Origin of the sequence: Sorangium sp. So ce426, assembly GCF_051475585.1 — a bacterium.
In the GTDB taxonomy this organism is placed as follows: Bacteria; Myxococcota_A; Polyangia; order Polyangiales; family Polyangiaceae; genus Sorangium; species Sorangium cellulosum_B.
In genome coordinates this window covers 6,440,005-6,464,573 of record NZ_CP150341.1, presented here as the reverse complement: position 1 = coordinate 6,464,573, position 24,569 = coordinate 6,440,005, and the positions used below count along the sequence as shown (strand labels likewise).

The following is a 24,569-nucleotide window of genomic DNA, read 5'->3' as shown; positions in this document are numbered from 1 at the left end:
CCCGTACTCACGGCAATCGCCTCTCAAGAGGCGCGAGTTCGTGGGAGGGGCCCCCGCCGCCCGCGCGCACGGGCACCCCCTCCCCGCTGGCTCCGTCGCAGCCGTCCTAGCCGACGGCTTCCGGCTCGACTGCCGCCCCGTTCGCCTTCGCCTTCTCCGGCCCCCCCCCGTTCGCCGCCGAGAACTTGAACGTGAACTCGCCGCCTTCGAAGTCGACCGCGACGTTCCCTCCGTTCTCGAGGGCCCCGAAGAGCAGCTCGTCCCCGAGCCGCCGCTTGATGTCGTTCTCGATGACGCGCCCGAGCGGCCGCGCCCCGTTCGCCGGATCGTACCCTCGCGTCGCGAGCTCCGCCCGCGCCCGGTCCGTCACCTCGACGGTCACCGACCGATCCGCCAGCATCGCCGCGAGCTCGCCGACGAACTTGTCCACGATGCTGCCCATGACCGACGGATCCAGCGGCCGGAACATGATGCGCGCGTCCAGCCGGTTCCTGAACTCCGGGCTGAACGTGTTCTTGTAGGCCTTGTCGTCGTCGCCCGCCGTCCCTCGCTCGCCGAAGCCGACGCGCGCCTGCGCGAGCTCCCGCGCGCCCACGTTGCTCGTCATGATCAGCACCATGTGGCGGAAGTCGCTCTTCTTGCCGTTGTTGTCGGTCAGCGTGCCGTGGTCCATCACCTGGAGCAGGACCTGGAACACGTCCGGGTGCGCCTTCTCGATCTCGTCGAGCAGCAGCACCGCGTGCGGCGTCTTCGCCGCCGCCTCCGTGAGCAGGCCGCCGCGGTCGAAGCCGACGTAGCCCGGCGGCGCGCCGATGAGCCGCGAGACGGTGTGGCGCTCCTGGTACTCGCTCATGTCGAACCGCAGGAACCCGATGCCGAGCGCCCTGGCGAGCTGCTTCGCGAGCTCGGTCTTGCCGACGCCGGTCGGGCCCGAGAACAGGAACGAGCCGATCGGCTTCTCCGGCGCGCGCAGCCCCGCGCGCGACAGCTTGATCGCCGACGAGAGCTGCTTCACCGCCTCGTCCTGCCCGAAGATCACCGAGCGCAGCGACTGCTCGAGATCCTTGAGCTGCGCCTTGTCCGACGTCGACACCTGGCGCGGCGGGATCTGCGCCATCTTCGCGACGACGAGCTCGATGTCCGCCGCCTCGACCGTGTACCCGTCGCCGTGGCGGAGGCGCGCCGCCGCGCCCGCCTCGTCGAGCAGATCGATCGCCTTGTCGGGCAGCCGGCGATCTTGCAGGTACCGCGCCGACAGCTTGGCCGCGGCGTCGATCGCCTCGGCCGTGTACGTGATCTTGTGGAACTCCTCGTAGCGCTTCTGCAGGCCCTTCAGGATCTGCGCCGTCTCGTCGACCGAGGGCTCCGGCACCTCGATGCGCTGGAACCGCCGCGCGAGCGCGCTGTCGCGCTCGAGGTGGCCGCGGTACTCCTGGAACGTCGTCGCGCCGATGCAGCGCAGGCGGCCCGAGGCCAGCGCGGGCTTGAGCAGGTTCGACGCGTCCATCGTCCCGCCGCTCGCGGCGCCGGCGCCGATGATCGTGTGGATCTCGTCGATGAAGAGCACCGAGCCCGGCTGCTTCTCCAGCGCGCGCAGCACCGCCTTGAGGCGGTTCTCGAAGTCGCCGCGGTACTTTGTACCGGCGAGGAGCGCGCCCATGTCGAGCGCGTAGACGGTCGCGTCCTTGAGCGGCGCGGGCACGTCCTTCTTCTCGATCCGCTGCGCGAGCCCCTCCACGATCGCCGTCTTGCCGACCCCGGCGTCGCCGATGAGCAGGGGGTTGTTCTTGCGCCGCCGCGCGAGCACCTGGATCGTGCGGGCGACCTCGTTCTCGCGGCCGACCAGCGGATCGATGCGGCCCTCGGCCGCCTCCTTGTTGAGGTTCATCGTGAACGCCGCGAGCGGATCCTTGATCGGCTGCGCGGCGCCGGGCTCGCCGCCCTCCTCCGGCGGCTCCTCCCGGAGGCCGTCGTCCTGGCCCGTCTTCGAGATGCCGTGCGAGATGTAGTTCACGACGTCGAAGCGGCTGATGCCCTGCTCGCCGAGGAGCGTCACGGCCGGGCAGTCGCGCTCGGCGAACATCGCCACCAGCACGTTCGCCCCCTTGAGCTCCTTCTTGCCCGAGGACTGCACGTGCATCGCGGCGCGGCCGACCACGCGCTGGAACCCGAGCGAGAGCGTCGGGCTCGTGTCCGCGTCCTCTGGCAGCACCTCGATCTCCTCGTCGAGGAAGCGCTCGAGCTTCTTCTTGAGCAGCGGGGTGTCGCCCCCCGCGTGCCGGAGGACCTCGGCCGTCTCCTCGTCGAAGAGCAGCGCGTAGAGCAGGTGCTCGATGGTCACGAACTCGTGCCGGCGGCGCGAGGCCTCCCGGGTGGCGAGCGAAAAGGCGATCTCAACTTCGGGGCTGATGCGCATGGTCATTCCGGCTCGGCGGTCAACCGAAGGGGCATCCCGTGCTCCTTGGCGAAGTCCTGTACTTGGGCGACCTTGGTCTCGGCGACATCCTTCGTGTACACGCCGGCGACCCCGTGGCCGCGGTGGTGCACGCTCAGCATGATGTGCGTGGCCTCCGTCTCGGTGCGGTGGAAGAACTTCATGAGGACGAGCACGACGAACTCCATCGTCGTGTAGTCGTCGTTGTGGAACACGACCTTGTAGCGGCGGGGCTTCTCGACTTTCCGTTCCCGCTCCGTCGCGAGGTCGCCCTGCCTGTCTTCTCTTTCCTCAGGATCGTTCGGCATAAATCCGTCGGGAAGGATAGCAAGAGCCCCGCCCCGGCGAGCGGCCGACGAAGCTGGCTCATGCCCCGGAAGCATGCTCCGCCGCGGCGCCCTTCGCCACGCGCGGGCCTGGATTTTCCGTCCGCCGTGGCGCACGGCTCATGGAACCGGGCCGAGGGTGCTGCTGGGTTCGTTCGCGGGCGCCGGCCTGGTGCGGCTGGCTCCGGCTGGCGGGGCGCGGCGCCCCGCCGCAGGCGCGCGAGCGGCCCGCGGCGGAGGGCGCGCCGGCGCCGTCACACGAGCGACATGGCCGCGCCGAGGTCGATCTCGACGGGCGTGAGGCCCCAGATGTCGCGCGCGTACTCGCGCACCGTGCGGTCCGAGGAGAACTCGCCCACGCGCGCGATGTTGAGCGCGGACTTGCGCAGCCAGCTCTGCCGGTCGGCGTAGGCCGCCTCCACCTCGCGCTGACAGGCGCAGTACGCCTTGAAGTCGGCGAGCATCATGTACTCGTCCCGGCCGAGGAGCCGGTCGAGCAGGGGCTGGAAGAGCTCGCGGTACTCCGGGGAGAAGAAGCCCGACGAGATGAGCTCGATCACCTCGCGCAGCTCCGGGTCGGCGGCCACCGCGGTGCGCCCCTCGAAGTGCTCGCCGCGGCGGGCGATGACCTCGTCGGCGGTCAGGCCGAACAGGAAGAAGTTCTCCGGGCCGACGGCGTCGCGGATCTCGATGTTCGCGCCGTCGAGCGTGCCGACGGTGAGCGCGCCGTTCAGCGCGAGCTTCATGTTGCCGGTGCCCGACGCCTCCATGCCCGCGGTCGAGATCTGCTCGGAGACGTCGGCGGCGGGGATGATGCGCTCGGCCAGCGAGACGCGGTAGTTCGGCATGAACGCGACCCGGAGCCCGGTGTGGCGCCGGTCGCCGTTCACGACGTAGGCGACGGCGTGGATGAACTTGATGATGAGCTTCGCCTGCCGGTAGCCGGGCGCCGCCTTGGCGCCGAAGATGAAGGTCCGCGGCGTGATCTGCTCGCCGCGCTTCTGGCGCAGGTAGAGCGCGACGATGTGGAGCGCGTTGAGCAGCTGGCGCTTGTACTCGTGGAGGCGCTTGATCTGGACGTCGAAGATCGAGGAGGGGTCGACGTGGATGTCGAGCTCCTGCGCGATGACCTTCGCGAGCGCCACCTTGTTCGCGCGCTTCACCGCGGCGATCCGCTCGATGAACTCCGGGTCGTCGAGGTGCCGCTCGAGCTCGCGCAGCCGCTCGAACTCCGTCACCCACTTCGGGCCGACCTTCTCGGTGACGAGCGCGGCGAGCGCGGGGTTGCAGGCGAGCAGCCATCGCCTGAACGTGACGCCGTTCGTCTTGTTGTTGAACCGCTCGGGCCAGAGGTCGTAGAAGTCGCGGAGCAGGTCGCGCTTGACGAGCTCGGAGTGGAGCTTGGCCACGCCGTTCACCGAGTGCGAGCCGACGACCGCGAGGTGGGCCATGCGCACGTGGCGCTCGTGGCCTTCCTCGATGAGGGACATCCGCGCCACGCGGTCCTGGTCCTGCGGGTGGGCGTCCATGACCTCGCGCAAGAACCGCCGGTTGATCTCGTAGATGATCTCGAGGTGCCGCGGCAGGAGCCGCTCGAAGAGCGCGACGGGCCAGCGCTCGAGCGCCTCGGGCAGCAGGGTGTGGTTCGTGTACCCGAAGGCGCCGACCGTCTGCTTCCACGCGTCTTCCCAGGGGAGCAGGTGGTCGTCGATGAGGACGCGCATCAGCTCGGCGATCGCGATGGCGGGGTGCGTGTCGTTCAGCTGGATCGCGTTCTTCTCGGCGAAGCGCGAGAAGTCCGGGTGGACCCGGTTGTAGCGGTTCACGATGTCGGCGATGGAGCAGGCGACGAAGAAGTACTCCTGCCGGAGGCGCAGCTCCTTGCCCTTGTCGAAGTTGTCGTTCGGGTAGAGGACCTTGGAGATGACCTCCGACTGGTTCTTCTCGTGGACGGCGTGCACGTAGTCGCCGGCGTTGAAGAGCTCGAAGTCGAACTCCTCGCCCGCGCGGGCCGACCAGAGGCGGAGGGTGTTGACGGTGTTCGACTGGTAGCCCGCGATGGGCGTGTCGAACGGGACGCCGATGACCTGCTCGGAGTGGCGCCAGACCACGCGGAAGCCGCCGCGCTTGTCGGGGACGCGCTCGGTGTAGCCGCCGAACGAGACGGGGACGGCGTGCTCGGGGCGCTCGATCTCCCAGGGGTTGCCGAAGCGGAGCCACTCGTCGGCGCGCTCGACCTGGTAGCCGTCGCGGATGACCTGCTCGAAGATGCCGAACTCGTACCGGATGCCGTACCCGTAGGTGGGCAGGCCGATCGTGGCCATGGAGTCGAGGAAGCAGGCGGCGAGCCGCCCGAGGCCGCCATTGCCGAGCCCGGCGTCGGGCTCCTGCTCGACGAGCTCGTCGAGGTCGAGGCCGAGCTCGCCGAGCACGGTCTTGTAGCTGTCGTAGATGTCGAGCGCCTGCAGGTTGGCGACGAGCGCCCGGCCGAGGAGGAACTCTGCGGAGAGGTAGTAGCCGCGCTTGACGTCCTGCTCGTAGTAGGTGTGCTGCGTCTTCGTCCACCGGTCGACGAGGCGGTCGCGCGCCGAGAGGGCGAGGGCGACGTACCTGTCGAACGGCGTGGCGGACATGGACTCCCGGGCGCGCGAGTAGTGCAGGTGATCGGCGAAGGCGCGGCGCAACGCGATCGGGTGCATGCCGGTGCGGGCGTCGGGCGCCGGGTTGCCGCGGAAAAATGCGGCGGGGGTGTCGCGCTGCTGGGCGTTGCCGTCTCTCTGGGCGGGGGTTTCTCTCTGACGGTTGGGATCGGCGTCGATCGGGTTGGCCATGGCGGCGCACTTTAGACGGATCTGGCCCGCTCTGGTTGGCTGCGCGACGTGCCCGGATGAGGTTCCGTGTGGGCGGGGGTTGCCGATGGTCCCGAGCTAAATTGTGGCAGGAACGGAATCCAATCCGGCGACCTGTACGGGGCGAGCGCTCTCAGCCGATGCCGCGGACGCGCTCGCGTCGTCTCAGCGCGGGCAGCCGCCGAGCAGCGGCGCCCCGAGCAGATCGAGCTGCTCGACCGCGCGCCGCGGCCGGCGCGCGCGCAGACCCGCGTCCGCCCCCGGGGCGGCGCTCCAGGAGCTCGCCCGCAGCACGAGCTCCTCGCGGAGCGCCACGAGCTCGCGCGACGGCAGGGTGCTCGTGTCCGTCACGAGCCGCGCTCCGTCACGGTAGCCGGTCCACACGGTGTAGCCGTCCCGTGTGACCTCGATCCCGAACCTGGGGCCATAATCCGTGATCTCGTAGCTGCGCCCCAGGGCCAGGAAGCTCCACTTCTTCATCGCGACCGTCTCGCCAGTGTCCGTCGAGGCGGCCGGACCGGCCAACAAACCGGGGGGCGGGCCCCGCGCACCGCGGCCGGCGCGCGTGATCCGCGCGGAATTCGTGAGGAGTCCGGGTCACCCGGGCCCGCGCGCCGGAGCGGCGCACCCACACGAGCCGCCCTCCCCAGCCGCTTCGCTTCGCGAGGTGCCTGACGTCGTGGGGTACCTGTCGTGATGGCGGACCCACGCCATCGTGAAAGGGAGCGCGGCCTCGTCCCGGCCGAGGGGCGTGAGATCCAGGTAGTTGTAGGTGCCGATCAGGACATCGAGCCCGCGCGCGTAGGTCGAGTAGGTGTGGAAGACCTCGTCGCCTTCGCGGGCGAAGACGCTCAGCCCAGGGGCCTCGGGGAAGGGGGAGCTCGCCTTCTTGAAGTTGTACTCCATCTCTCCTCGAGCGCGCTCGTCCTCACGGAACGAGACGTGATAGTCATAGTTGAAGTCCGTCTCACCCGAGGAGACCCACGGGAACGTCCAGCCCATTCGCGCCTTGAACGGCTCGATCTTGGCGAGCGGCGCGCGGGAGACGGCGCAATACGCCGTGTCGCGGGCGGCCAGGTGGACGTGACCACCCTGGATGTTGTCGGCCACGTACGAGCAGCTCTTGCAGCCCTCCTCCCAGCTCGGCGCGAACATGAAATGGTAGACGAGGAGCTGCCGGCGCTCGCCGAAGAGCTCGCGCAGCGTCAGCTTGCCTGAAGGGGCGTCGAACACATAGGCCTTGTCGACCCTCACCCATGGCAGCTCGCGGCGCGCGGCGCTCAGCGCGTCGCGCCGCCGGTCGTGCTCTTTCTCTCGCTCCAGCAGCGCGAGGCGCGCCGCCAGCCACTCTTCCCTTGAAACGACCTTGGCGCGGCTCATCGACGCTCTCCCTTCGACGCGGGGGCGCCGGCGGCGCTCCTGCCATGGCTCCGGTTCCGGAGCTTCTTGACGGCGATCGCGGTCACCGCGCCGGCGGAGGCCGCCTGGGCGAGGACCCATCCGATGGACGCGAGGCACGCAGGGCACATGGGGATCTCCTCCTGTGGGCGGCGCGCGCGGCGCCTCGCCGCGCCGGCCGCTGACCCGTGGAAATGACCACGGCGCCTCTGGCCGCGACAGCAACATCGATGTCGCGATCCGTTGGCGCGCGCCGCCGGGCGTGCGACGCTGCCGCGATGGATGCGACGGCCGAGGTCCCCGCCGAGCTCGGCGCGCTGGCGGCCCGCTCGCTCGCGGCGGGCGACGCGCTCGACGCGCTGAAGGTGGTCGGCCCCTTCGGAGGTCCACACGCGCTCGCGCTCCGCGGGATCGCGCTCGCGCAGATGGGCGCCTATCCGGAGGCGAAGGCCGCGCTCGGCCGCGCCGCGCGGGCGTTTGCTGCTGCGGGCGCCGAGCGCGCCCGGGCGCGCGCGAGCGCGGCCCTCGCGGAGATCGCGCTCGCGCAGCGGGAGATCGGCGAGGCGTGGCAGGGGCTCGTCGAGGCGGGTGATGCCCTCGAGCGCGCCGGCGATCTCACGAACGCGGCGTGGGCTCGCCTGGGCGCGGCGCGGGCCGCGCTCCTCGAAGGCCGCGTCGCCGAGGCGGAGCGCGCGCTCGCCGCCGCCGAGGCCACGGTCACGAGCGACGCGCCGGTGTTCACCAGGGCCGCGCTGGCGCTCGTGCGCGCCGAGGTCCACGCGCGGCTCGTGCGCGCGTCCTCGGCGCGGCGCGCCGCCGAGCAGGCCGCGGCGTGGGCGCGGGCGAGCGGACATCCGCTGCTCATCGCCGAGGCCGAGCGCTTCCTCCGCGCGCACGACGAGCCCGTGGCGCGCCTCGTCCAGGGCGGCCGCGACGAGCCCGTGCGCCTCGCCGACGTCGAGGCCCTGGTCGCCGCGCCCGCGGGGCGGGTCGTCGTGGACGCGCTCCGCCGCCGCGTGCTCGACGGCGGCGACCTGCGGGCCGACCTCGCGCGCCGGCCTGTCCTGTTCGCCCTGCTCGAGGCGCTCGCGCGCGCCCACCCGGCGGCGCTCGCGAGCGACGACCTCGCGCGCGCGGCGTTCGGCGTTCGCGCGGTCAACGAGTCCCACCGGCGGCGGCTGCGCGTCGAGGTGGGGCGCCTGCGCGCCGAGCTCGGCGGCGTCGGGGTCGTGCGCGCGCTCGGGAACGCGTACCGCTGGGAGCTCGGCGCGGGCGTGGAGGTGGTCGTCCTCGCGCCGCTCGAGCCGGGCGACGCGGGCGCCATCCGCGCGCTCCTCTCGGACGGCGCCGCGTGGAGCGCCTCGGCCATCGGCGCCGCGCTCGGCAAGAGCGCGCGCACGGTGCAGCGCGCGCTCGCGGAGCTCTCGCTCGCGCGCGCGGTCGAGGTCACCGGCAGCGGCCCCTCGCGGCGCTACGCGAGGCCCAGAGCGGCGCTGTCGATCGCGTCACAAATGTTGCTCCTCGGGCTCGCGCTTCCTGGTTGAGTGCGCGTTGAGTGCGCGGGGCGAGGAAGGAGTGGACAGTGAAAGCCCGGCAGGCCGAGATCATCGCGGAGCGCACGTTCGAAGGGGTGGAGTCGATCCACGGGGTCGCGTTCGACGGACAGGCGGTGTGGTTCGCGCACGGCGATCGCGGAGACCTCCTGTCCGCCGAGCCCGAGAGCGGCCGCGTGCTGCGTCGCCTGAAGGCGCCCGCGAGCGCCGGGGTGGCGTTCGACGGGCGCCACCTGTGGGTCGTCGGGGGCGGCAGGATCCGGAAGATCGATCCCGCGAGCGGGGCCGCGGTCGGCGAGGTGCCGGGCTTCGACGCCACGCCCGTGAGCGGGCTCGCGTGGGCCGACGGCGCGCTCTATGCGGGCATCTACCGCGAGCGGAAGATCCTCAAGATCGATCCCGAGCGCGGGGCCGTCCTCCGCACGCTCGTCTCCGATCGGCTCGTCACCGGCGTCACGTGGACCGACGGCGATCTCTGGCACGGCGTGATGTGCGAGGAGGAGGGCGCGCCGTCGGAGCTCCGCCGCGTCGATCCCCGGAGCGGCGAGGTCCTGGACAGGCTCGCGCTGCCGGAGAGCGTGCGCCTCTCCGGCGTCGAGGCCGACGCGAGCGGCCGCCTGTGGTGCGGCGACCCGGCGACAGGCAGGCTCCGCGCGGTGAAGAAGCCGCGAAAGGCGGTCTGATTCACCCAACTGGAAGTGAGGCCCGCAGACCCGGGATCAGCGGGAGACGACAGCCTTCATCCAGGGCACGTCGTCGGGCGTCGCATTCTTGAGCTCACCGGCCCACTCCTGATCGGTCAGGCGCTCGAAGTCCCCGGTGATCTTCTCGAAGTACGACGAGGCGAGCCCCACGAACGCGCGCGGCGCGCGGCCGCACGGATCGGCCGTCACGACCATGAGCCGCGGCAGGCCGGTGGCCACGTGCAGCACGCGACCGACCGACGCGCCGCCCTCGTCCGTCGGCTGGGTGTGCACGTCGGCGATCGTCGGATCCTGCGCCACGCTGTTCATCTGATCGAAGAAGAGCTGCGCGTACCACCCGTCGGCGCCCACCGCCGGGCCGCCGCCACAACCGCTCCGGAGCCTGACGGCCTGGTTGATGAAATCGAGGTGTGCCGGCGCGAGGGGCAGGCCGGCGCGCTGATTCGCGGCCATCTCACCGAGCGCCTGCGCGACGTCGCGGAGCCGCGAGAAGTACGTCGATAGACGCTGTTCGAGCTGCGGTTCGGTGAGCGGCGACGCGCCCGACAGATCGAGCGTGCTGGCGATCTCGGCGCCGTGCTCGGCCAGCTCGGCGATGCGCGCGAAGAACGCCGGGTACGGGTCGACGTACGCGTCCGGGAACTCGCACTGAGCCCCGCCCGTGTACGACTGCTTGGCGTAGAGCAGGGTGTTGTGGCGGAGCTCGGCCCAGGAGGCGAGCTGGGTGCTCAGCAGGCGCCGGCCCCACGCCTCGGTCTTGGCCACGCCGGGCAGCTGCTCGCCGTCGCCGAGCGCCCGCGCCGGCGACAGCTCCCGCAGCGCGCCGAGCCAGCGGTTGTAAAGGTTCTTCCCCCAGAAGTCCCCGGGGTGCGCGTCGACGAGCACGCGCATCATGTGCAGGTCGGGCGCGTAGTCGAACTGCCTGAGCTCGGGCGCGAGCATCTGGCCCGCTTGATCATTGCCGAGCGCGGCGAAGCCCACGTCGAGCGGGCTCGGCATCATGCGCTTGACGGTGCCGCCCTTCACCCGGTCGTAGACCACGTTCGAGAAGACGTGAGAGTCGACGACGTACCGCTGGCCGAGCAGCGCGAAGCTCGACGAGAGGGGCATGGTGCCCTTGCCGAGCCCGTTGATCATGATGTGGCTCGAGATCCGCTGCGTGCCGTGGCCCTCCTTCACGATGACCTCGGTGATGCGCGCGTCCGGGACGCCGGCGAGGCCCGAGGCGTCGCTGAGGCCGAGATCGGCGAGCAGGTCGTCGAGCTCCGGCAGGGTCATGTAGTCGCTCTCGCCGACGAAGGCCTGGATCGCGTCGTCGATGCGCTTGTAGCGGGCGAGGGTCTCCGCGCCGGCGAGGGCGCGCAGCACGTACGCGCCCTCGAGCTGCCGCCGCTTTAGGACCTGCGAGCCGTCGCTCTGGGTCTCGAGGAAGCGGAAGTCGACGCGGCCGAGCCACATCATGCTGCGGAAATAGCGCGCCAGCTCGGGACGCGCGAAGTCGACGTAGTGTCCGCGGGGCTCGAACTGCGAGAAGTCCATGAGACGTTCGGAGCCGAAGAGGCGCACGTTGCCTGTGCCCTGGTGGGCCTCGGCGCCCGCGACGAGCGCGTCGATCGTCGCGGCGCTGGCGCCCGCGACGGGGGCGACCGGCGCGCCCTCGAGCAGCGCGAGGGCGACGGCCGTGAAGAGATCCGCGTCCGCGCGCGCCTCGGCGCCGAGCTCTCCTCCGGCGCCCTCGGCGAGCCGCGCGCGCATCTCCTTCAGCATCTTCCCGAGCTCGGGCGCGAGCGAGGCCGCCTCCAGCGACTTCAGGATCGCGTCGTACGAGCGGTGGACCGCGAACAGGATCGAGTCCGCGGACACGTAGAGCGGCAGATCGAGCCCGTAGATGCTGTCGTAGCCATAGACGAACGTCGGGAAGGACTTCTTGCCAGAGATGACGAAGCCGTTCTCGGAGAGCTTCGCGAGCTCGTCCTGGTCGAGCGCGAGCGCGGTGTCCTGGAGGAGCGAGAGGCCCGCGGCGTCCGCCGGCGCGTAGGACAGGCCCGACGTGAAGGAGACGGGGTACCGCGAGGCGAAGTCCTCGGCGGTCATGTTCGCCGAGGCCTCCTGCTCGGCGAGCAAGGCGCCGAGCTCCTCCTGCTGCTCAGGTCCGAGCGGCTGATCGGGCGGCTGATCAGGCGGAGAATCGGGCGGCTGATCAGGCGGAGAATCGGGCGGTTGATCAGGCGGAGAATCGGGCGGTTGATCTGGTGGGAGATGGGTGCCGTCGGCGCCGGGGCCGGGCTGGCTCCCCCCGCCCGAGCAGCCGGCGGCGAGGGCCACGAGCAGAGGGATGACGTGACAGCGAAGAAGCATGTGGCGCATCGAGTTTCCGCTTCCAGGGTAAGTCCCTGCGCCCAGGGCACGGCGGCCCCGCCGAGAGCAACGTCAAAGAAGGTGCCGCGGGCGAGGGAAGCGAGGCCGTCCTCCTGCAACAGGATAACACAGCCCTGCTCCGGCCCTACCGGAGATGAGATGTGCCGCCGTCGAGGGCGCGTCGTCCACCCTCTGCAACGCGTCACGCCCGCGAGCGCGCGGCTGCCCGTGCTCGCGCGGGATCCACCTCTCCTCGACGATTCGACCCCTGCTGCCCGCGAGCCCGGCAAGAGGACTGAGCGCTGTCGATATGCCCGCGCAACAGATTTACCATGCACCTGCGGGCTGTCGCGCAGGTGCCCGGGAGTCCGCATCCATCGTGCTCGAGGAGCGCCACGAGCGGGCCGATTGGAGTTGAAATCGGAAGTATGCTCGTTCACTGTCCATCCGAGGGGACCGTTCTGCTCGGCTCTGGATAGGTCGTCTTGCGCAGCGGGATCTTCGCCATTCACTGCAGCGCAACAATGACGCTGTAAGATGGTAGGTTGCTTCGGACGGTTTGATTTGCGACAGCGTTGGACTTCCAGCCTCCTCGACGGGAGCGGTCTCGATCGGCGCCGCGCACCCATGTGGAGATCCGATATGCGTTTTCGCTCTCTGGGCTGGATCTTCGTTTTGGGTTCTCTGGCGCCCGCCTGCACCGGGCAGCTCGGCGATCCGTCCTCGGGCGCGGCTGGCGGCGAGACCGGCGGCGACGTTCCCTCGCCGCAGGCCGACGGGAGCTTGCCGTACGCGGCGCCCGCGCCCGCCTCCGCGGCGCTGCGCGCCCGCACATGGCTGCTCACCCCGGAGGAGTACGGTCGCTCCGTCCAGGGCTTGCTCGGCGTGTCGATCGACATTTCCGACATGGAGCCCGTGCCGGACAACGGCATCTATCCGAACATGTCCACAAGCGGGCTCGTCCGCGTGACCCTGGCCGAGCAGTACGCGGCCAAGGCCGAGGCCGCGGTGCTCGCGCTCGGCGATCGGCAGCTCAGCGCGCTGATTCCGTGCGGCAAGGTCGACGCGACGTGCAAAACGGACTTCGTGCGCGCGGCGGTCAGCAAGGCGTTCCGGCGGCCCGCGACGGCGGAGGACCTGACCCATTATGGCGAAGTGTTCGATATCGCCGCCGAGTCCGGGGATCCGGCGCTGCCGTTCCGCTGGGTGCTGAAGGGCGTGCTGAGCTCCCCCTATTTCTTGTACCGGACCGAGATCGGCGCGCCGAGCGACGAGGCGAAAGCGGCGTTCCGGCTGACGGACCACGAGATCGCGACCTTCCTTTCGTACAGCGTGCTCGGCGAGCCGCCCTCTGCGACGCTGGTCGCCGCCGCCGATCGCGGCGAGCTGGCCGATCCCGCGCTGCTTCCCGGTCACATCGACCAGCTGCTCTCGACGCCGGGCGCCGCCGACCAGCTCGGTCACTTCCTCGTCCAGTGGTTGCGGCTGCACACGTTCGAGGCCGAGGTGGAGAAGTTCGAGGACGTGTTCCCCGGCTTCGCCGATGTGAAGGGGGCGATGTTCGCCGAGACGCAGAGCTTCCTCCGCGCGAACGGAGGCATGGAGGGCTCGATCGCGAGCCTGCTCACGGCGCCTGTACCCGAGGTCGATCCGGCGCTCTCCGCGTTTTACCGCAGCGACGCCTCGGGCGCGACGGACACCGCGCGGAGCGGCCTGCTCTCCCTCGGATCCGTGCTCTCGAAGACCGCCAAGCAGTACCTCACGTCCCCGACGCTCCGCGGCCTGTTCATCCGCGATCAGCTGCTGTGCCAGCACATCACGTTGCCCGACAACTTCACGCCGCCGCCGATCGAAGAGAGCGAGCTTCGCATGGCCCCGAAGACCACGCGCGAGCTGTACGATACACACGCCGCGCAGCCGGCCTGCCGGAGCTGCCACGCGTTGACCGACAACGTCGGCTACATGCTCGAGAATTTCGACGGGGCGGGCCGCTATCGGACGCTCGAGCAGTACAGGAGCCCGTCGCTCACCGAGCCCGTGGCCGCGCCGCAGCCGATCAACGCGGTGAGCCTGCTGCTCAACACCGACGTCGACGGCGAGTACGACAGCGCCGCCGGGCTGGGGGAGGCGCTGTCGCGCAGCAGCTGGGTCCGCGAGTGCGTGGCGCGGCAGGCCTTCCGCTTCTATTTCGGCCAGGTCGAGGCTGCGCGCGGTATTCCGCCGGTCGTGCAGGGCACGGCGGCGCTGGATCGCACCGGTCTCCTGCGCGACCTGCTCGTGGCGCTCCTCTCTTCGCCGAGCACGCTGGAGCGCGTGCGCGACTAGCTACGGCCATCGAGGATCGAACATGCCCAGGCCCTTCGACGTATCCAGACGAGACATCCTGAAGACGGCGGCCGGCGCCATCTTCCTGGCGCCGCTGCTGCGCCACCGCGAGGTCGAGGCGCAGACCGTCGTGCCCAAGCGGCTGGTGCTGATCTTCACGCCCGACTCGCACCCGCCCGAGTGGTGGCCGACCGGCAGCGGGTCGAGTTTCCAGCTCCAGGAGCCGCTCGCCGATTTCCGTGGCCTCGAGAGCAACATGCTGTTCTTGCGCCGGCTCGACCATGCCTGGACGGTCGGGAATCACCACGAGGCCGGCATGGCGCAGCTGTTCACGGGCGCGCGCTTCATCGACGAGAGCTCACACCACGCGAACGGCCCCTCGCTCGATCAGATCCTGCTCAAGAGCTCCGACCTGCGCGGCGGCACGCCGATCGCGAGCATCCACCTGTGCGTCGCCGATCGCGGCGGCGCCGACAAGCGCCATATCATCTCGTACAGCGGCCCCGGCCAGCCCATGACCCACACGGCCGACCCCGCGCGCGCGTTCAGCACGATCTTCAGCGGCGTCACCTTCGACGGCGCCGCGCCGACGCCCGCGCCCGGCGGCATGTCGGACGCCGTCGCGGCCGCGAAGCGCAAGGCCGACCAGCGGATCCTCCAGATCAACACGGGCGAGCTCAAGACCATCCAGGGCTTCCTCGGCCAGGCCGAGCGCCAGAAGCTCGAGCTCCACGTGGAGGCGCTGTTCGAGCTCGAGAAGCGCATCGCGGGCATGGGCGGCGGCACGTCGGTCCCGGCCGGCGCGGCGTGCGAGCGCGCGGACACCTCCGGCTACAACGGCAGCACCAACAACGCGACGACGATCACGCGCTGGGCGCAGATCCAGGCCGACATCATCGTGAGCGCGTTCACGTGCGATCGCACGCGGGTCGCGGACTACCACTTCAGCTTCTCCGGCGGCCACCACGAGGGCCTCCTCGGCTTCAGCCAGAGCTGGCACGACGTTGTCGCGCACGTCAGCCGCACGAACGACAGCGTCAGCGTCGGTGGTGAGTCGATGACCACGCGCCAGGCCTTCATGCTGTTCGATCGTTTCTGGGCGAGCCATATCGCGTACCTGGCGAAGCGGCTCGCGGGCATCCGCGAGGGCAGCGGCACGATGCTTGACAACACGATCCTGCTCTGGGGCGTCGAGAGCGGCACGAACCACAGCCACAACCCGCGGGACATGCAGTACCTGGTCATCGGCGGGAAGAACCTGGGCGTGAACGTGGGCCAGTACATCAACAACACCACCGCGCAGAGCTCGAACAAGCTGCTCACGTCCGTGATGAACGCGCTCGGCCACGCCGCGACGGGCATCGGCATCGAGCCGAACTGCGGACCGCTGCCTGGCTTCCTCGCCTGAAACCCGCACGGGGGCGGCGCTGGCTCCAGACCGTCATCTCTCGCGCGAGAAACCGGGAAGAATCCACCGGGGCCCCGTGTTCCATCGGCCATGGCGCGACGTGTGATGGGCTGGGTCCTGATTCTGTTCACGCTGGCCTTGGTGGGGTGCGATCATGCGACCAAGGCGGTCGCGCAGGCCGCGCTCGAGCGGCGAGGTCCCCTGTCGATCGTGCCGGGGGTGCTCGATCTCCGCTACGCCGAGAACCGCGACATGGCCTTCAGCCTGCTCCGGGGCATTCAATCGCCGGCGAAGGTGGCGGTCCTCCTGGTGTGCTCGATGGTCGTCCTCGGCGTGGTGCTCCTGGGCTGGTGGAGCAGCCGCCGCGCTTCGGTCACCGAGCAGGCCGGGTACGCGCTCATCGTCGCCGGCGCGCTCGGGAACGCGATCGATCGCGGCGTCCGCGGCTACGTCATCGACTTCATCCACCTTCACCGCTGGCCGGTGTTCAACGTCGCTGACATCGCCATCGTTGCGGGCGGGATCCTGCTCGGGATCGCGATGTTCCGGCGCGCGCGCCAGGAGCCGCGCGAGGTGTCCTGAGCTTCGCCTCGTGAGACAGCCTCGCCCGAGCATGCCGGCCCCACGAGCAGCTCGGCCAGCGGCGGCAAGACCTGGAGCAAGAGCATGCGCGCCGCATGTCTTCCGGTCCGGTGTCCGAGAACTCTCGAGAAGATTGGCCGTGCAGTAGCGCAGCTGGGCTCAGTTGCAGAGCAGCCTTTTCAGCTCATCCGTGGTCCTGGGCTTCGCGCCCGCCAGGGCGGCGGAGGCGATCTGCTGCGTCTCCGTGGCCCTGGAGCAATCGTCAGGGCGGTTGGGCGCCTGCTCCAGCAAGGGGCCGAGCTTCTCCGTGGGACCTTTCGCGTGCTTCTTGATGCAAAGGACGGGCTCGCCTTCGTGAACATAGTACCGGCGCTGCGTGACGCTGCTCGTCGTCGCCGGCTTGTCCGGCGTACCCCTCGTCCCGTCGAAGGCCCAGGATCCATCGTCGTGCAGCGCGAAGACCAGCTGGCCCTGGTCGTAGTAGAGCTGGTACGCCGACTCGCCGTGCCCCGCGTCGGCGGCCGCGATCTCCGCCTTCTGGATCGCGCCGTCCGCCTGGTACAACCGGAGCTCGCCGCGTCCCTCGCCGCCGGCGCACTCGAAGCGGAGCTCGCTTCGCGTCATGTCCTTGCGGGCCTGGATGTCCTGATACCGGGCCCTGATCTTCTGGATCCGCGGATCGTCGAGGCTCACCTTGGAGCCACCGGCGGTGTCCGTGGCGGCCTGGGGTGCTGCCGCGGGCGCCGGGCTTTCGGCGGCGGAGGTGCCGGCCTGGGGCGTGGTCGCGCCGGGCGCCGGAGCTCGGCCTGGCTCTGCAGGAGCCGCGGAGACGCTCGCCGACGGGGTGGGAGGAGGCGGGCTACACCCGATGACGGCGGCGACCAGCAGGGCGATGGAGGATCGGCTCATGAGGACCCAGAACGCCTGGTGCGACCGTCCCATTCAGCGGGTCGGGTTACCCGCCCTTGCGTCGAAACTCCACGAAGAACCGCACCGGGCCGTCGGGGTCGACGTGGTGCAGCACCTCGGGGACGACGACCCCTGGGCTCTCTGGATCGAGAGAGAGCTCTCGACCGCCGAGCCCATCGATCCGGTAGCGCAGCCGCCCCGAGACCACGTGGATCACCCCCCATACGCCGGGCTTGGTGGAATGGTTCTTTCGCAGGCCGGAAGGGATCGTGACCTCGTCGAACTCGGCCGTCCGACTGTACGCGATCAGCCCGTCGGGCATCTCGATCCGATCGCAGCGCACGCAGTCGAGCTCGGTGCCGAGCATCGATGCGCGGCCCTCGGACGTGACGACCCAGGGGCGCGAGAAGAACGGGGGCTTGTGCCGGACGTGCTGGCCATGTCCACAGCTCAGCTCGGCCACCCAGTCGTTCGCATCGTCCTGGTGGTAGCCTGTGATCGATCGGCGCATCGTCTCGATCTACTGACCGCCTTCTGCATGGTTTTCCACTCGATCTGCGCGCGGCGTGTCCGGAGCGAGCTGCGCCTGCGCCTGCGCTTGCGCATCGTCCACCTTCCGGTACACGCCGGATCGCGTCCTCGCTAGGATCACGCGCCCAGCAGCGCGCGCATCGCAGGCGCGATGACCTCCGCGACCGCGCGGCGGTGGGAGGCGGCCAGCGCCGCGCCGTCAGGGCGCCCGTGCGCGGCGAGGGCGTCGGCCTCGGCGTCCGGCGCCGTGGCGGCCGGAGGAGGCGAGGCGAGGGCCGCCTCGAAGGCCTCGGAGACCGCCCGGCGCACCGGCTCGCCGCCCGTCTGGAGCGCCCAGGCCACGAAGCGCCACGCGAGCTCGGCGTGCCGGGCCTCGTCCTCGGCGATCGTGGCAAGGGCGCTCCGGACCGCGGCGTCCGTGGCGAGCGAGAGCTGCTCGCTGGCTTGCAGGGCGGCGAGCGTCTCGCCGACGCAGCCCTCGCGGACGGCGCGCGCCGCGAGCTCGGGCAGGCCCGAGGCGACCTCGACCCGCCCGCCGAACGCGAACGGCGCCGGCGCGAGCGCCGCGCCGGCGTACGCGCTCGCCAGGCCGAAGCAGAGCGCCGCGTGGCGCACCTCGTCGCCCGCGGCCTCGTGCGCGGCAGCGAGCATGTCCGGGGGGGCCCCGACCGCCATCAGCTCCAGCGAGAACCGCGCGAAGGAGGCGACCGACGCGTGCTCGAGCAAGGCGTCGCGGAGCCATGCCTCGGCCAGCGCGGCGCGGGTCGACGGCGTCAGCGCCGCCACGTCCGGGCGCGCCGCGGCGCCCCACGCGCTCGCCGCTCGCCGCTCTGCCCGCGCCGTGCGCGCGCGCTCGCCCACGAGGAACGGGCGGCCTGTGCCGCCGCAGGTCGCGACGAACTCGTAGCAGCACTCGCTGCCTCGGAGGACGCCTTCACCGAGGCTCGTGTACCAGCACCCCGCGGGCGCACCCGGCGGCGAGCCCGGGACGGAGGAGCCGTAGGGGTCGAAGGTTGGGCACGTGCCCGCGGGTGAGCCGCCGATGCCGCCCTCGCCGGCAGCCCCCCCTTCGCCGGCAGCTCCCCCGACACCGCCCTGTCCTCCCTGTCCCGAGGGCCCCACGGCGACACAGATCGTTCCTTCCTCGGTCCACTGGACGCCGCCTGCCTGGATTGACGTGAAGCCATTGCCCCCTGGCCCGCCATCCCCGCCCATCCCTCCGCGTGCCCCCGAGCTCTCGTCGCCCGACGCGGGCCCACCGCCTCCGCCCGACGCGCGCTCCAGGGTGACGTCGCCGCCGCAGGCGGCGCCTCCAACAGCCACGTTGAGCGTCGCGGTGGCGAGGATCGCGCGTGTCAGCTGGTGAGCGAGCGCGATCCGAAATTGAGCCGGAGAAGAGGGGAGACTGGCCATGGTGCCAGAGAATAGCAGCATCCGTACCAGCGCAGGATCCGCGGGCGCAGCCTCTCAGCGCGGGATGCCCGGCACAGCATGGCACAGGCCTGGTCTGCATCGATTGCGCCGCTGGCGCGGCGAGCCCTCGCGGCGGCGAACGGCGGTCGCCGTGTCGCCGCGAGACACCCCTCGGCGATGGCTGACCGAATAGAGGCCGCATCGCCGGGGCCGACGACATCGGGCGAGGGGGGGCGCGGCGAGCGCGGCGTGTGGCCCGCAGGCGGCGATCTCAGTCGATGGTCCAGGAAGCCTTGGCGGAGCAGCCGTAGGCGTCGAGGGCGCCCTGATGAGAGAGGGAGACGTTCTTGGTGGCGCCCTTGGCGAGGGGCCCCGTGGTGGAGCCGCAGAACGGCGCGGGAGAGCCGTAGTAGTGGGTCACGGTATAGGAGAGCTTGGCGTAGTCGGGGATGGCATAGATGGAGGTGTTCTTGATCGAGGCCGTCACGTTGAACATGCTGGGGTAGGTGATCGAGCAGGCGAGGGTCACGTTCCTGGTGATGCCGCCGCCGCCCTGCTCGCCGCCGGGGCCGACGATGGCCTCGGCGTCCTCGCCTACGAGCTCGGTATCGTCGATGGCGGCCTCGTCGCCGAGGTCGCTGTCGAGCGGCTCGCCGACGCAGGCGACGAGCGAGAGCGAGGAGAGGAGCGAGCCGAGGAGCAGGTTCTTGAGGTTCATGATGGTGGTGTCCTTTGGTCGGGGGTTCACGCTCGCGAGAGCGCGAGTTGATGGTCTCGGACCATCGTCCCGGCGGCTCGCGTCGCTGTGTCGCGGCGTCGCGAGCGGATAGAGCAACCGGCGGGCCAGGCTGTCGGGCGCCTCGGGCAGCCGCCTGGCGTATCCAGGATCTGCGACATCGGCGGGGTTTGGTTCGACGTGCTCCGCCGCCCGCTGCGGCGGGGCGGGCGACCGTATGGCGCGGTGGAGGTCAGCGCCACCATCCAGACGGCTCGAGCCTCCGTCAGATGTTCACCGGCGGCCTTCTGCCCGTGGCCCCTGCACCTTGGTTGGTGCGGGTGACCGCGCTGTTGGTCAGATGTACGACGCGTCTCGAAGCGACGCGCAGCTGTGGGCCAGCCCGTCTACGCGCTGCCGGTCGCGACAGAGCACGAAGGAGCACGACGGGGGGCTCGGCGTCCCCGGCCCCACAGCACAAGCAGGCCAAGGCCGAGCAGGCCCAAGTGCGCTCGGGGGCTGGCGCCCGTGAAGGCACCGGCCGTGTGGCAAGCACAACCGCTGGTGCTCGTGGAGGTTGAACTGTCACTCACGCTACTGCCGCCGTCACCGCCGTCGCCTGCGCTGCCGCCGTCGCCGCCGTCGCCTGTGCTGCCGCCGTCACCGCCGTCGCCTGTGCTGCCGCCGTCACCGCCGTCGCCTGTGCTGCCGCCGTCGCCTGCGCTGCCGCCGTCACCGCCGTCACCTGCGCTGCCGCCGTCGCCGCTGGCGCCTGCGCTGCCGCCGTCGCCGCTGGCGCCTGCGCTGCCGCCGTCGCCGCTGGCGCCTGCACTGCCGCCGTCGCCGCTGGCGCCTGCGCTGCCGCCGTCGCCTCCTCCGCCGCTGCCTGCACCGCCCAGGCACGTGCCGGCGACGCATGTACCATCAGGGCACGTCGTGCCGTCGGGGGCGCTGGCGTCCGCGGGACAGGTACCTGCCACTCCATCGCACGCCTCGACCACGTCGCAGTCGCCTTCTGCGCCGCGGCACGTGGTGCCCGCGGCCACCTTGGTGTCGGCCGGGCAGCCGTTGCTTTCCCCGTCGCACGCCTCGGCCACGTCGCAGTCGCCAGCTGCGCCGCGACACGTGGTGCCTGCGGCTGCCTTGGTATCGGTCGGGCAGCTGTTGCTTGCTCCATCGCATGCTTCGGCCATGTCGCAGTCGCCTTCTGCGCCGCGGCACGTGGTGCCAGCGGCTGCCTTGGTATCGGCCGGGCAGCTGTTGCTTTCCCCGTCGCACGCCTCGGCCACGTCGCAGTCGCCAGCTGCGTCTCGGCACGTGGTGCCTGCGGCCGCCTTGGTGTCGGCCGGGCAGCTGTTGCTTTCCCCGTCGCACGCCTCGGCCACGTCGCAGTCGCCTTCTGCGCCGCGGCACTGGGTGCCCGCTGCAGCCGGCGCACAGATGCCGTCCACGGCGGCTCCCGCCGCCACACTGCAGGCCTGGCAATCGTTCGATGCCCCGCCGCCACAGGCGGTATTGCAGCAGACGCCATCGACGCAGAACCCTGTCGCGCACCCAGCGCTGCTCGCACATGCGCTGCCCACCTTGAGCAAACGGAAGGGGTAAGCAGAGCCCTGGTCTGTGTTCGCGTCGACGTCGTCGAAAGGCGCCCCCACGACCGCCGTGTCCCCCGCGATCGCGACCGAGCTGCCGAAGCGGTCTTCCGTCGCACCACCCGCGGCGACGAGCTGTGCCTGCTGGGACCAGCTCGTCTCGCTGCGTACGAACACGTAGGCCGAGCCTTGGTCTGTGTTCGCGTCGACGTCGTCGAGAGGCGCCCCCACGACCGCCGTGTCCCCCACAATCGCGACCGACTCGCCCAAGGAGTCGCTCGCCGCGCCGTCCGCGGCGACGAGCTGTGCCTGCTGGGACCAGATCGTCTCGCTGCGTACGAACACGTAGGCCGAGCCTTGGTCCGTGTTCGCGCCGACGTCGTCGGAAGGCGCCCCCACGACCGCCGTGTCCCCCACAATCGCGACCGACTCGCCCAAGGAGTCGCTCGCCGCGCCGTCCGCGGCGACGAGCTGTGCCTGCTGGGACCAGATCGTCTCGCCGCGTACGAACACGTAGGCCGAGCCTTGGTCTGTGCTCGTGCCGACGTCGTCGGAAGGCGCCCCCACGACCGCCGTGTCCCCCGCAATCGCGACCGCGCGACCGAAGCGGTCGTCCGCCGCGCCGTCCGCGGCGACGAGCTGTGCCTGCTGGGACCAGCTCGTCTCGCTGCGTACGAACACGTACGCTGAGCCTTGGTCTGCGTTCGTGCCGACGTCATCGGAAGGCGCCCCCACGACCGCCGTGTTCCCCGCGATCGCGACCGACGAGCCGAAGTTGTCGCTCGCCGCGCCGTCCGCGGCGACGAGCTGTGCCTGCTGGATCCAGCGCGTCTCGCCGCGTACGAACACGTAGGCCGAGCCCTGGTCTGCGTTCGCGCCGACATCGACGAAAGGCGCCCCCACGACCGCAATGTTCCCCGCGAGCGCGACCGACCAGCCGAAGTTGTCGCTCGCCGCGCCGTTCGTGGCGACGAGCTGTGCCTGCTGGGCCCAGCTCGTCCCGCTGCGCACGAACACATACGCCGTGCCTTGGTTCTCGTTCGCGCCGATGCCGACCTCGTCGAAAGGCGCTCCCACGACCGCCGTATCCCCCGCGATCGCGACCGAGTTGCCGAAGGAGTCAGTCGCCGCACCGTCCGTGGCGGCGAGCTGTGCCTGCTGGGACCAGCTCGTCCCGCTCGACGTGAACACGTACGCCGAGCCTTGGTTTGCGTTCGTGCCGACGTCGTCGGAAGGCGCCCCCACGACCGCCGTGTCCCCCGCGAGCGCGACCGAGCTGCCGAAGGAGTCCGTCGTCGCGCCGTCCGTGGCGACGAGCTGTGCCTGCTGCGCCCAGCTTGTCCCGCTGCGCACGAACACGTACGCCGAGCCTTGATTCGCGTTCGCGCCGACATCGTCGTAATACGCCCCCACGACCGCCGTGTCCCCCGCGAGCGCGACCGCGCGACCGAAGCGGTCGTCCGCCGCACCGTCCGTGGCGACGAGCTGTGCCTGCTGGGCCCAGCTCGTCTCGCTGCGCACGAACACGTACGCCGAGCCTTGATTCGCGTTCGCGCCGACATCGTCGTAATACGCCCCCACGACCGCCGTGTCCCCCGCGAGCGCGACCGAGTAGCCGAAGTTGTCGCCTGCCGCACCGTCCGTGGCGACGAGCTGTGCCTGCTGGGACCAGCGCGCCCCGCTGCGCGCGAACACGTAGGCTGAGCCTTGGTCTGTGTTCGCGCCGACGTCGTCGAGAGGCGCCCCCACGACCGGCATGTCCCCCACGATCGCGACCGACCAGCCGAAGTTATCGTTCGCCGCACCCCCTGTGGCGACTAGCTGCGCGTGCTGGGACCAGTACGTCCCGCTGCGCACGAACACGCAGGCCGAGCCCTGGTGTCTGTTCGCGCCGACGTCGTCGAAAGGCGCCCCCACGACCGCCGTGTCCCCCGCGATCGCGACCGAAAAGCCGAAGTAGTCGTTATGCGCAGCAGCCGTGGCGATGACCTGTGCCTGCTGGGACCAGTGCGTCCCGCTGCGCACGAACATGTACGCCGTGCCTCGGCCTGCGCTACCGTAAGGCGCCCCCACGACCGCCGTATCCCCCGCGAGCGCGACCGAGTAGCCGAAGTAGTCGTTCGCGGCGCCATTCTCGGCGACGAGCTGTGCCTGCTGGGCCCAGCTTGTCCCGCTGCGCACGAACACGTACGCCGTGCCTTGGTCTGCGTTCGCGCCGACGTCGTCGTAACGCGCCCCCACGATCGCTGTATCCCCCGCGATCGCGACCGAGTAGCCGAACTCGTCGTACGCCTGCCCTCCGGGGACGAGCTGCCCCTGTGGGCTGGAGAGCAGGGGATCGATCTCGATGGGATACACGGCATCTGCATCGTCCACGTGGATCGCGACCTGCCCGCCGTCCACGCTCAGCCACGCCGGCAGGTCCTTGCCCGTTGCGTCCTTCACGAACAGGTCGGTGTAGCGGAGCGGGCGCCCGCCCGCGTCGTCCACCAGATCCAGCGTGTCGCCCCGTCCGTCGCCGTCCTCATCCTCCAGCGCCGGCCGCAGCGCGCCGCCCAGCTCGAGGACGATGACCTTCGTTCCACGGCACGCGGGCGCTTGCGCGACAACGAACCCCTGCTCGATGCCCAGAGGACCATTGAGATACCATGTCTCCAGATCCTCGTGCACGTAGCGCACGCGCTTCGTGTCCGCGTCGTCCACCTCCGGCGCCACGTCGGGCAAGGCCCTGGCTGCGCCGGCGCACCCGAGGGCCGCGGTGCGGACCGACAACGACCAGTCCGCTTCGCTCGACGTCACCTCCATGCCCGCGACGTCGAGGATTGCTGTCAAGCGCTGGGCCGCATTGTCCACCGAGAGCTCGCCCGGTCCCAGGACGGCCGCGCCGTACACCTGCTCCGAGGCCCCCGCCTGCACCGCGGCGATATACGCCGCGCGCAGCTCCCTGGGCATTGCCGTGGGCGCGTCCATCGCCCGAGGCGCCGCGGGCTCCCACGTCTCCGGCAGGTCCCCCGGCGTGCTGTCGGCGCCGCAAGCGGCCACGATGACGAGCATCAGATACGTAAGCCACGCGCGCATCGAGCGTCCTCCATCCCTGCGGCGCATGTTCGGTCTCATGTGAATCAGCCCCTTCTTGACGTTCGCATGCGTCGGGGGTCGGCATTCGCCGTCCGCTTCAGCATGGGCCGGAGAGCGGCTTCGCCGTCCCCTTGAAGCCGTGCCCCGTCCGCCCAGACGCCACGGTACCAGCGGCAGGTGACAGACATAGAAGTTTCCATGAAGGTGCGAAAAGCTCACATTCGGGTGATACCTCCGCCCGCGACGAGCGCGTTGCGCGGGGCACGGTTCAGATCAAGGACGGCCTCAGGAGTGGCGGGCAGGCTGAGCAGCGGGAGGAGCAACAACGCGCGGAGGAGAGGCGATTCCGCCCGGACGCCCGGCCCTCGGCTCACCTCAGCCTGCGGCGGACGAC

17 protein-coding genes are annotated in these 24,569 nt (G+C 70.8%); 5 read left to right on the top strand and 12 right to left on the bottom strand.

The window, feature by feature from the left end; all coding sequences use genetic code 11:
• Positions 1-106: 106 nt before the first annotated feature.
• From clpA to WMF44_RS23945, 6 genes are all read right to left on the bottom strand, one after another.
• Positions 107-2,422, bottom strand: a complete 2,316-nt coding sequence (gene clpA, locus WMF44_RS23970) for an ATP-dependent Clp protease ATP-binding subunit ClpA (protein WP_437301423.1) — start codon at positions 2,420-2,422, stop codon at positions 107-109.
• Positions 2,419-2,742: an ATP-dependent Clp protease adapter ClpS gene (gene clpS, locus WMF44_RS23965; RefSeq protein ID WP_044965503.1), complete on the bottom strand. Its 324-nt coding sequence runs from the start codon at positions 2,740-2,742 to the stop codon at positions 2,419-2,421. The genes clpA and clpS overlap by 4 nt, the downstream gene beginning before the upstream one ends.
• Before the next feature lie 272 nt (positions 2,743-3,014).
• Positions 3,015-5,591 carry a glycogen/starch/alpha-glucan phosphorylase gene (locus tag WMF44_RS23960; protein ID WP_437301422.1) on the bottom strand — a complete coding sequence of 859 codons (2,577 nt, stop codon included), beginning with the start codon at positions 5,589-5,591 and terminating at the stop codon, positions 3,015-3,017.
• Positions 5,592-5,774: 183 nt separating this feature from the next.
• Positions 5,775-6,089 carry a hypothetical protein gene (locus WMF44_RS23955; protein WP_437301421.1) on the bottom strand — a complete coding sequence of 105 codons (315 nt, stop codon included), beginning with the start codon at positions 6,087-6,089 and terminating at the stop codon, positions 5,775-5,777.
• A gap of 117 nt (positions 6,090-6,206) precedes the next feature.
• Positions 6,207-6,989: a DUF899 domain-containing protein gene (locus WMF44_RS23950; protein ID WP_437301420.1), complete on the bottom strand. Its 783-nt coding sequence runs from the start codon at positions 6,987-6,989 to the stop codon at positions 6,207-6,209.
• A complete protein-coding gene (locus WMF44_RS23945; protein WP_437301419.1) occupies positions 6,986-7,138 on the bottom strand; it encodes a hypothetical protein in 153 nt (50 codons plus the stop codon). Before WMF44_RS23945 ends, WMF44_RS23950 begins: the two co-directional genes overlap by 4 nt.
• A 99-nt stretch (positions 7,139-7,237) precedes the next feature.
• Here WMF44_RS23945 and WMF44_RS23940 point away from each other — a divergent pair, with 99 nt between their 5' ends.
• Together WMF44_RS23940 and WMF44_RS23935 are read left to right on the top strand one after the other, a co-directional pair.
• On the top strand, positions 7,238-8,551 hold the full coding sequence (locus WMF44_RS23940; RefSeq protein ID WP_437301418.1) for a helix-turn-helix domain-containing protein: 1,314 nt from the start codon (positions 7,238-7,240) through the stop codon (positions 8,549-8,551).
• Between the two features lie 38 nt (positions 8,552-8,589).
• Positions 8,590-9,243 carry a Vgb family protein gene (locus tag WMF44_RS23935; RefSeq protein ID WP_437301417.1) on the top strand — a complete coding sequence of 218 codons (654 nt, stop codon included), beginning with the start codon at positions 8,590-8,592 and terminating at the stop codon, positions 9,241-9,243.
• Between the two features lie 36 nt (positions 9,244-9,279).
• Here the strand turns inward: WMF44_RS23935 and WMF44_RS23930 are convergent, their stop codons facing one another.
• Positions 9,280-11,622 (bottom strand): DUF3160 domain-containing protein, encoded by a 2,343-nt coding sequence (locus tag WMF44_RS23930; RefSeq protein WP_437301599.1) that lies wholly within the window; start codon positions 11,620-11,622, stop codon positions 9,280-9,282.
• Positions 11,623-12,264: 642 nt separating this feature from the next.
• On the opposite strand from WMF44_RS23930, the gene WMF44_RS23925 reads away from it, so the two are divergent.
• The 3 genes from WMF44_RS23925 to lspA all read left to right on the top strand — a co-directional run bounded on the left by WMF44_RS23925 (position 12,265) and on the right by lspA (position 15,937).
• The gene (locus tag WMF44_RS23925; protein ID WP_437301416.1) at positions 12,265-13,947 is read left to right on the top strand and encodes a DUF1588 domain-containing protein; all 1,683 of its coding nucleotides are present in this window, start codon (positions 12,265-12,267) and stop codon (positions 13,945-13,947) included.
• Between the two features lie 22 nt (positions 13,948-13,969).
• Positions 13,970-15,355: a DUF1552 domain-containing protein gene (locus tag WMF44_RS23920; RefSeq protein ID WP_437301415.1), complete on the top strand. Its 1,386-nt coding sequence runs from the start codon at positions 13,970-13,972 to the stop codon at positions 15,353-15,355.
• A gap of 90 nt (positions 15,356-15,445) precedes the next feature.
• Positions 15,446-15,937: a signal peptidase II gene (gene lspA, locus WMF44_RS23915; RefSeq protein WP_437301414.1), complete on the top strand. Its 492-nt coding sequence runs from the start codon at positions 15,446-15,448 to the stop codon at positions 15,935-15,937.
• A gap of 159 nt (positions 15,938-16,096) precedes the next feature.
• Here lspA and WMF44_RS23910 read toward each other — a convergent pair whose 3' ends face one another.
• The 5 genes from WMF44_RS23910 to WMF44_RS23890 form a co-directional block, all read right to left on the bottom strand.
• Positions 16,097-16,846 carry a hypothetical protein gene (locus WMF44_RS23910; protein WP_437301413.1) on the bottom strand — a complete coding sequence of 250 codons (750 nt, stop codon included), beginning with the start codon at positions 16,844-16,846 and terminating at the stop codon, positions 16,097-16,099.
• Between the two features lie 46 nt (positions 16,847-16,892).
• Complete coding sequence (locus tag WMF44_RS23905; RefSeq protein ID WP_437301412.1) at positions 16,893-17,357, bottom strand: DUF3565 domain-containing protein; 465 nt, start codon at positions 17,355-17,357, stop codon at positions 16,893-16,895.
• A gap of 137 nt (positions 17,358-17,494) precedes the next feature.
• On the bottom strand, positions 17,495-18,790 hold the full coding sequence (locus WMF44_RS23900) for a ferritin-like domain-containing protein (protein ID WP_437301411.1): 1,296 nt from the start codon (positions 18,788-18,790) through the stop codon (positions 17,495-17,497).
• Between the two features lie 271 nt (positions 18,791-19,061).
• Positions 19,062-19,508, bottom strand: a complete 447-nt coding sequence (locus WMF44_RS23895; RefSeq protein WP_437301410.1) for a hypothetical protein — start codon at positions 19,506-19,508, stop codon at positions 19,062-19,064.
• Positions 19,509-19,912: 404 nt separating this feature from the next.
• Positions 19,913-24,175, bottom strand: a complete 4,263-nt coding sequence (locus tag WMF44_RS23890) for a hypothetical protein (RefSeq protein WP_437301409.1) — start codon at positions 24,173-24,175, stop codon at positions 19,913-19,915.
• Between the last annotated feature and the right edge of the window lie 394 nt (positions 24,176-24,569).

Coding starts and splice junctions, on each gene's coding strand:
- clpA (WP_437301423.1), bottom strand. CDS start 2,422: ATGACCATGCGCATCAGCCCCGAAGTTGAGATCGCCTTTTCGCTCGCC.
- clpS (WP_044965503.1), bottom strand. CDS start 2,742: ATGCCGAACGATCCTGAGGAAAGAGAAGACAGGCAGGGCGACCTCGCG.
- WMF44_RS23960 (WP_437301422.1), bottom strand. CDS start 5,591: ATGGCCAACCCGATCGACGCCGATCCCAACCGTCAGAGAGAAACCCCC.
- WMF44_RS23955 (WP_437301421.1), bottom strand. CDS start 6,089: ATGAAGAAGTGGAGCTTCCTGGCCCTGGGGCGCAGCTACGAGATCACG.
- WMF44_RS23950 (WP_437301420.1), bottom strand. CDS start 6,989: ATGAGCCGCGCCAAGGTCGTTTCAAGGGAAGAGTGGCTGGCGGCGCGC.
- WMF44_RS23945 (WP_437301419.1), bottom strand. CDS start 7,138: ATGTGCCCTGCGTGCCTCGCGTCCATCGGATGGGTCCTCGCCCAGGCG.
- WMF44_RS23940 (WP_437301418.1), top strand. CDS start 7,238: ATGTCGCGATCCGTTGGCGCGCGCCGCCGGGCGTGCGACGCTGCCGCG.
- WMF44_RS23930 (WP_437301599.1), bottom strand. CDS start 11,622: ATGCTTCTTCGCTGTCACGTCATCCCTCTGCTCGTGGCCCTCGCCGCC.
- WMF44_RS23925 (WP_437301416.1), top strand. CDS start 12,265: ATGCGTTTTCGCTCTCTGGGCTGGATCTTCGTTTTGGGTTCTCTGGCG.
- WMF44_RS23920 (WP_437301415.1), top strand. CDS start 13,970: ATGCCCAGGCCCTTCGACGTATCCAGACGAGACATCCTGAAGACGGCG.
- lspA (WP_437301414.1), top strand. CDS start 15,446: ATGGCGCGACGTGTGATGGGCTGGGTCCTGATTCTGTTCACGCTGGCC.
- WMF44_RS23910 (WP_437301413.1), bottom strand. CDS start 16,846: ATGAGCCGATCCTCCATCGCCCTGCTGGTCGCCGCCGTCATCGGGTGT.
- WMF44_RS23905 (WP_437301412.1), bottom strand. CDS start 17,357: ATGCGCCGATCGATCACAGGCTACCACCAGGACGATGCGAACGACTGG.
- WMF44_RS23900 (WP_437301411.1), bottom strand. CDS start 18,790: ATGGCCAGTCTCCCCTCTTCTCCGGCTCAATTTCGGATCGCGCTCGCT.
- WMF44_RS23895 (WP_437301410.1), bottom strand. CDS start 19,508: ATGAACCTCAAGAACCTGCTCCTCGGCTCGCTCCTCTCCTCGCTCTCG.
- WMF44_RS23890 (WP_437301409.1), bottom strand. CDS start 24,175: ATGCGCGCGTGGCTTACGTATCTGATGCTCGTCATCGTGGCCGCTTGC.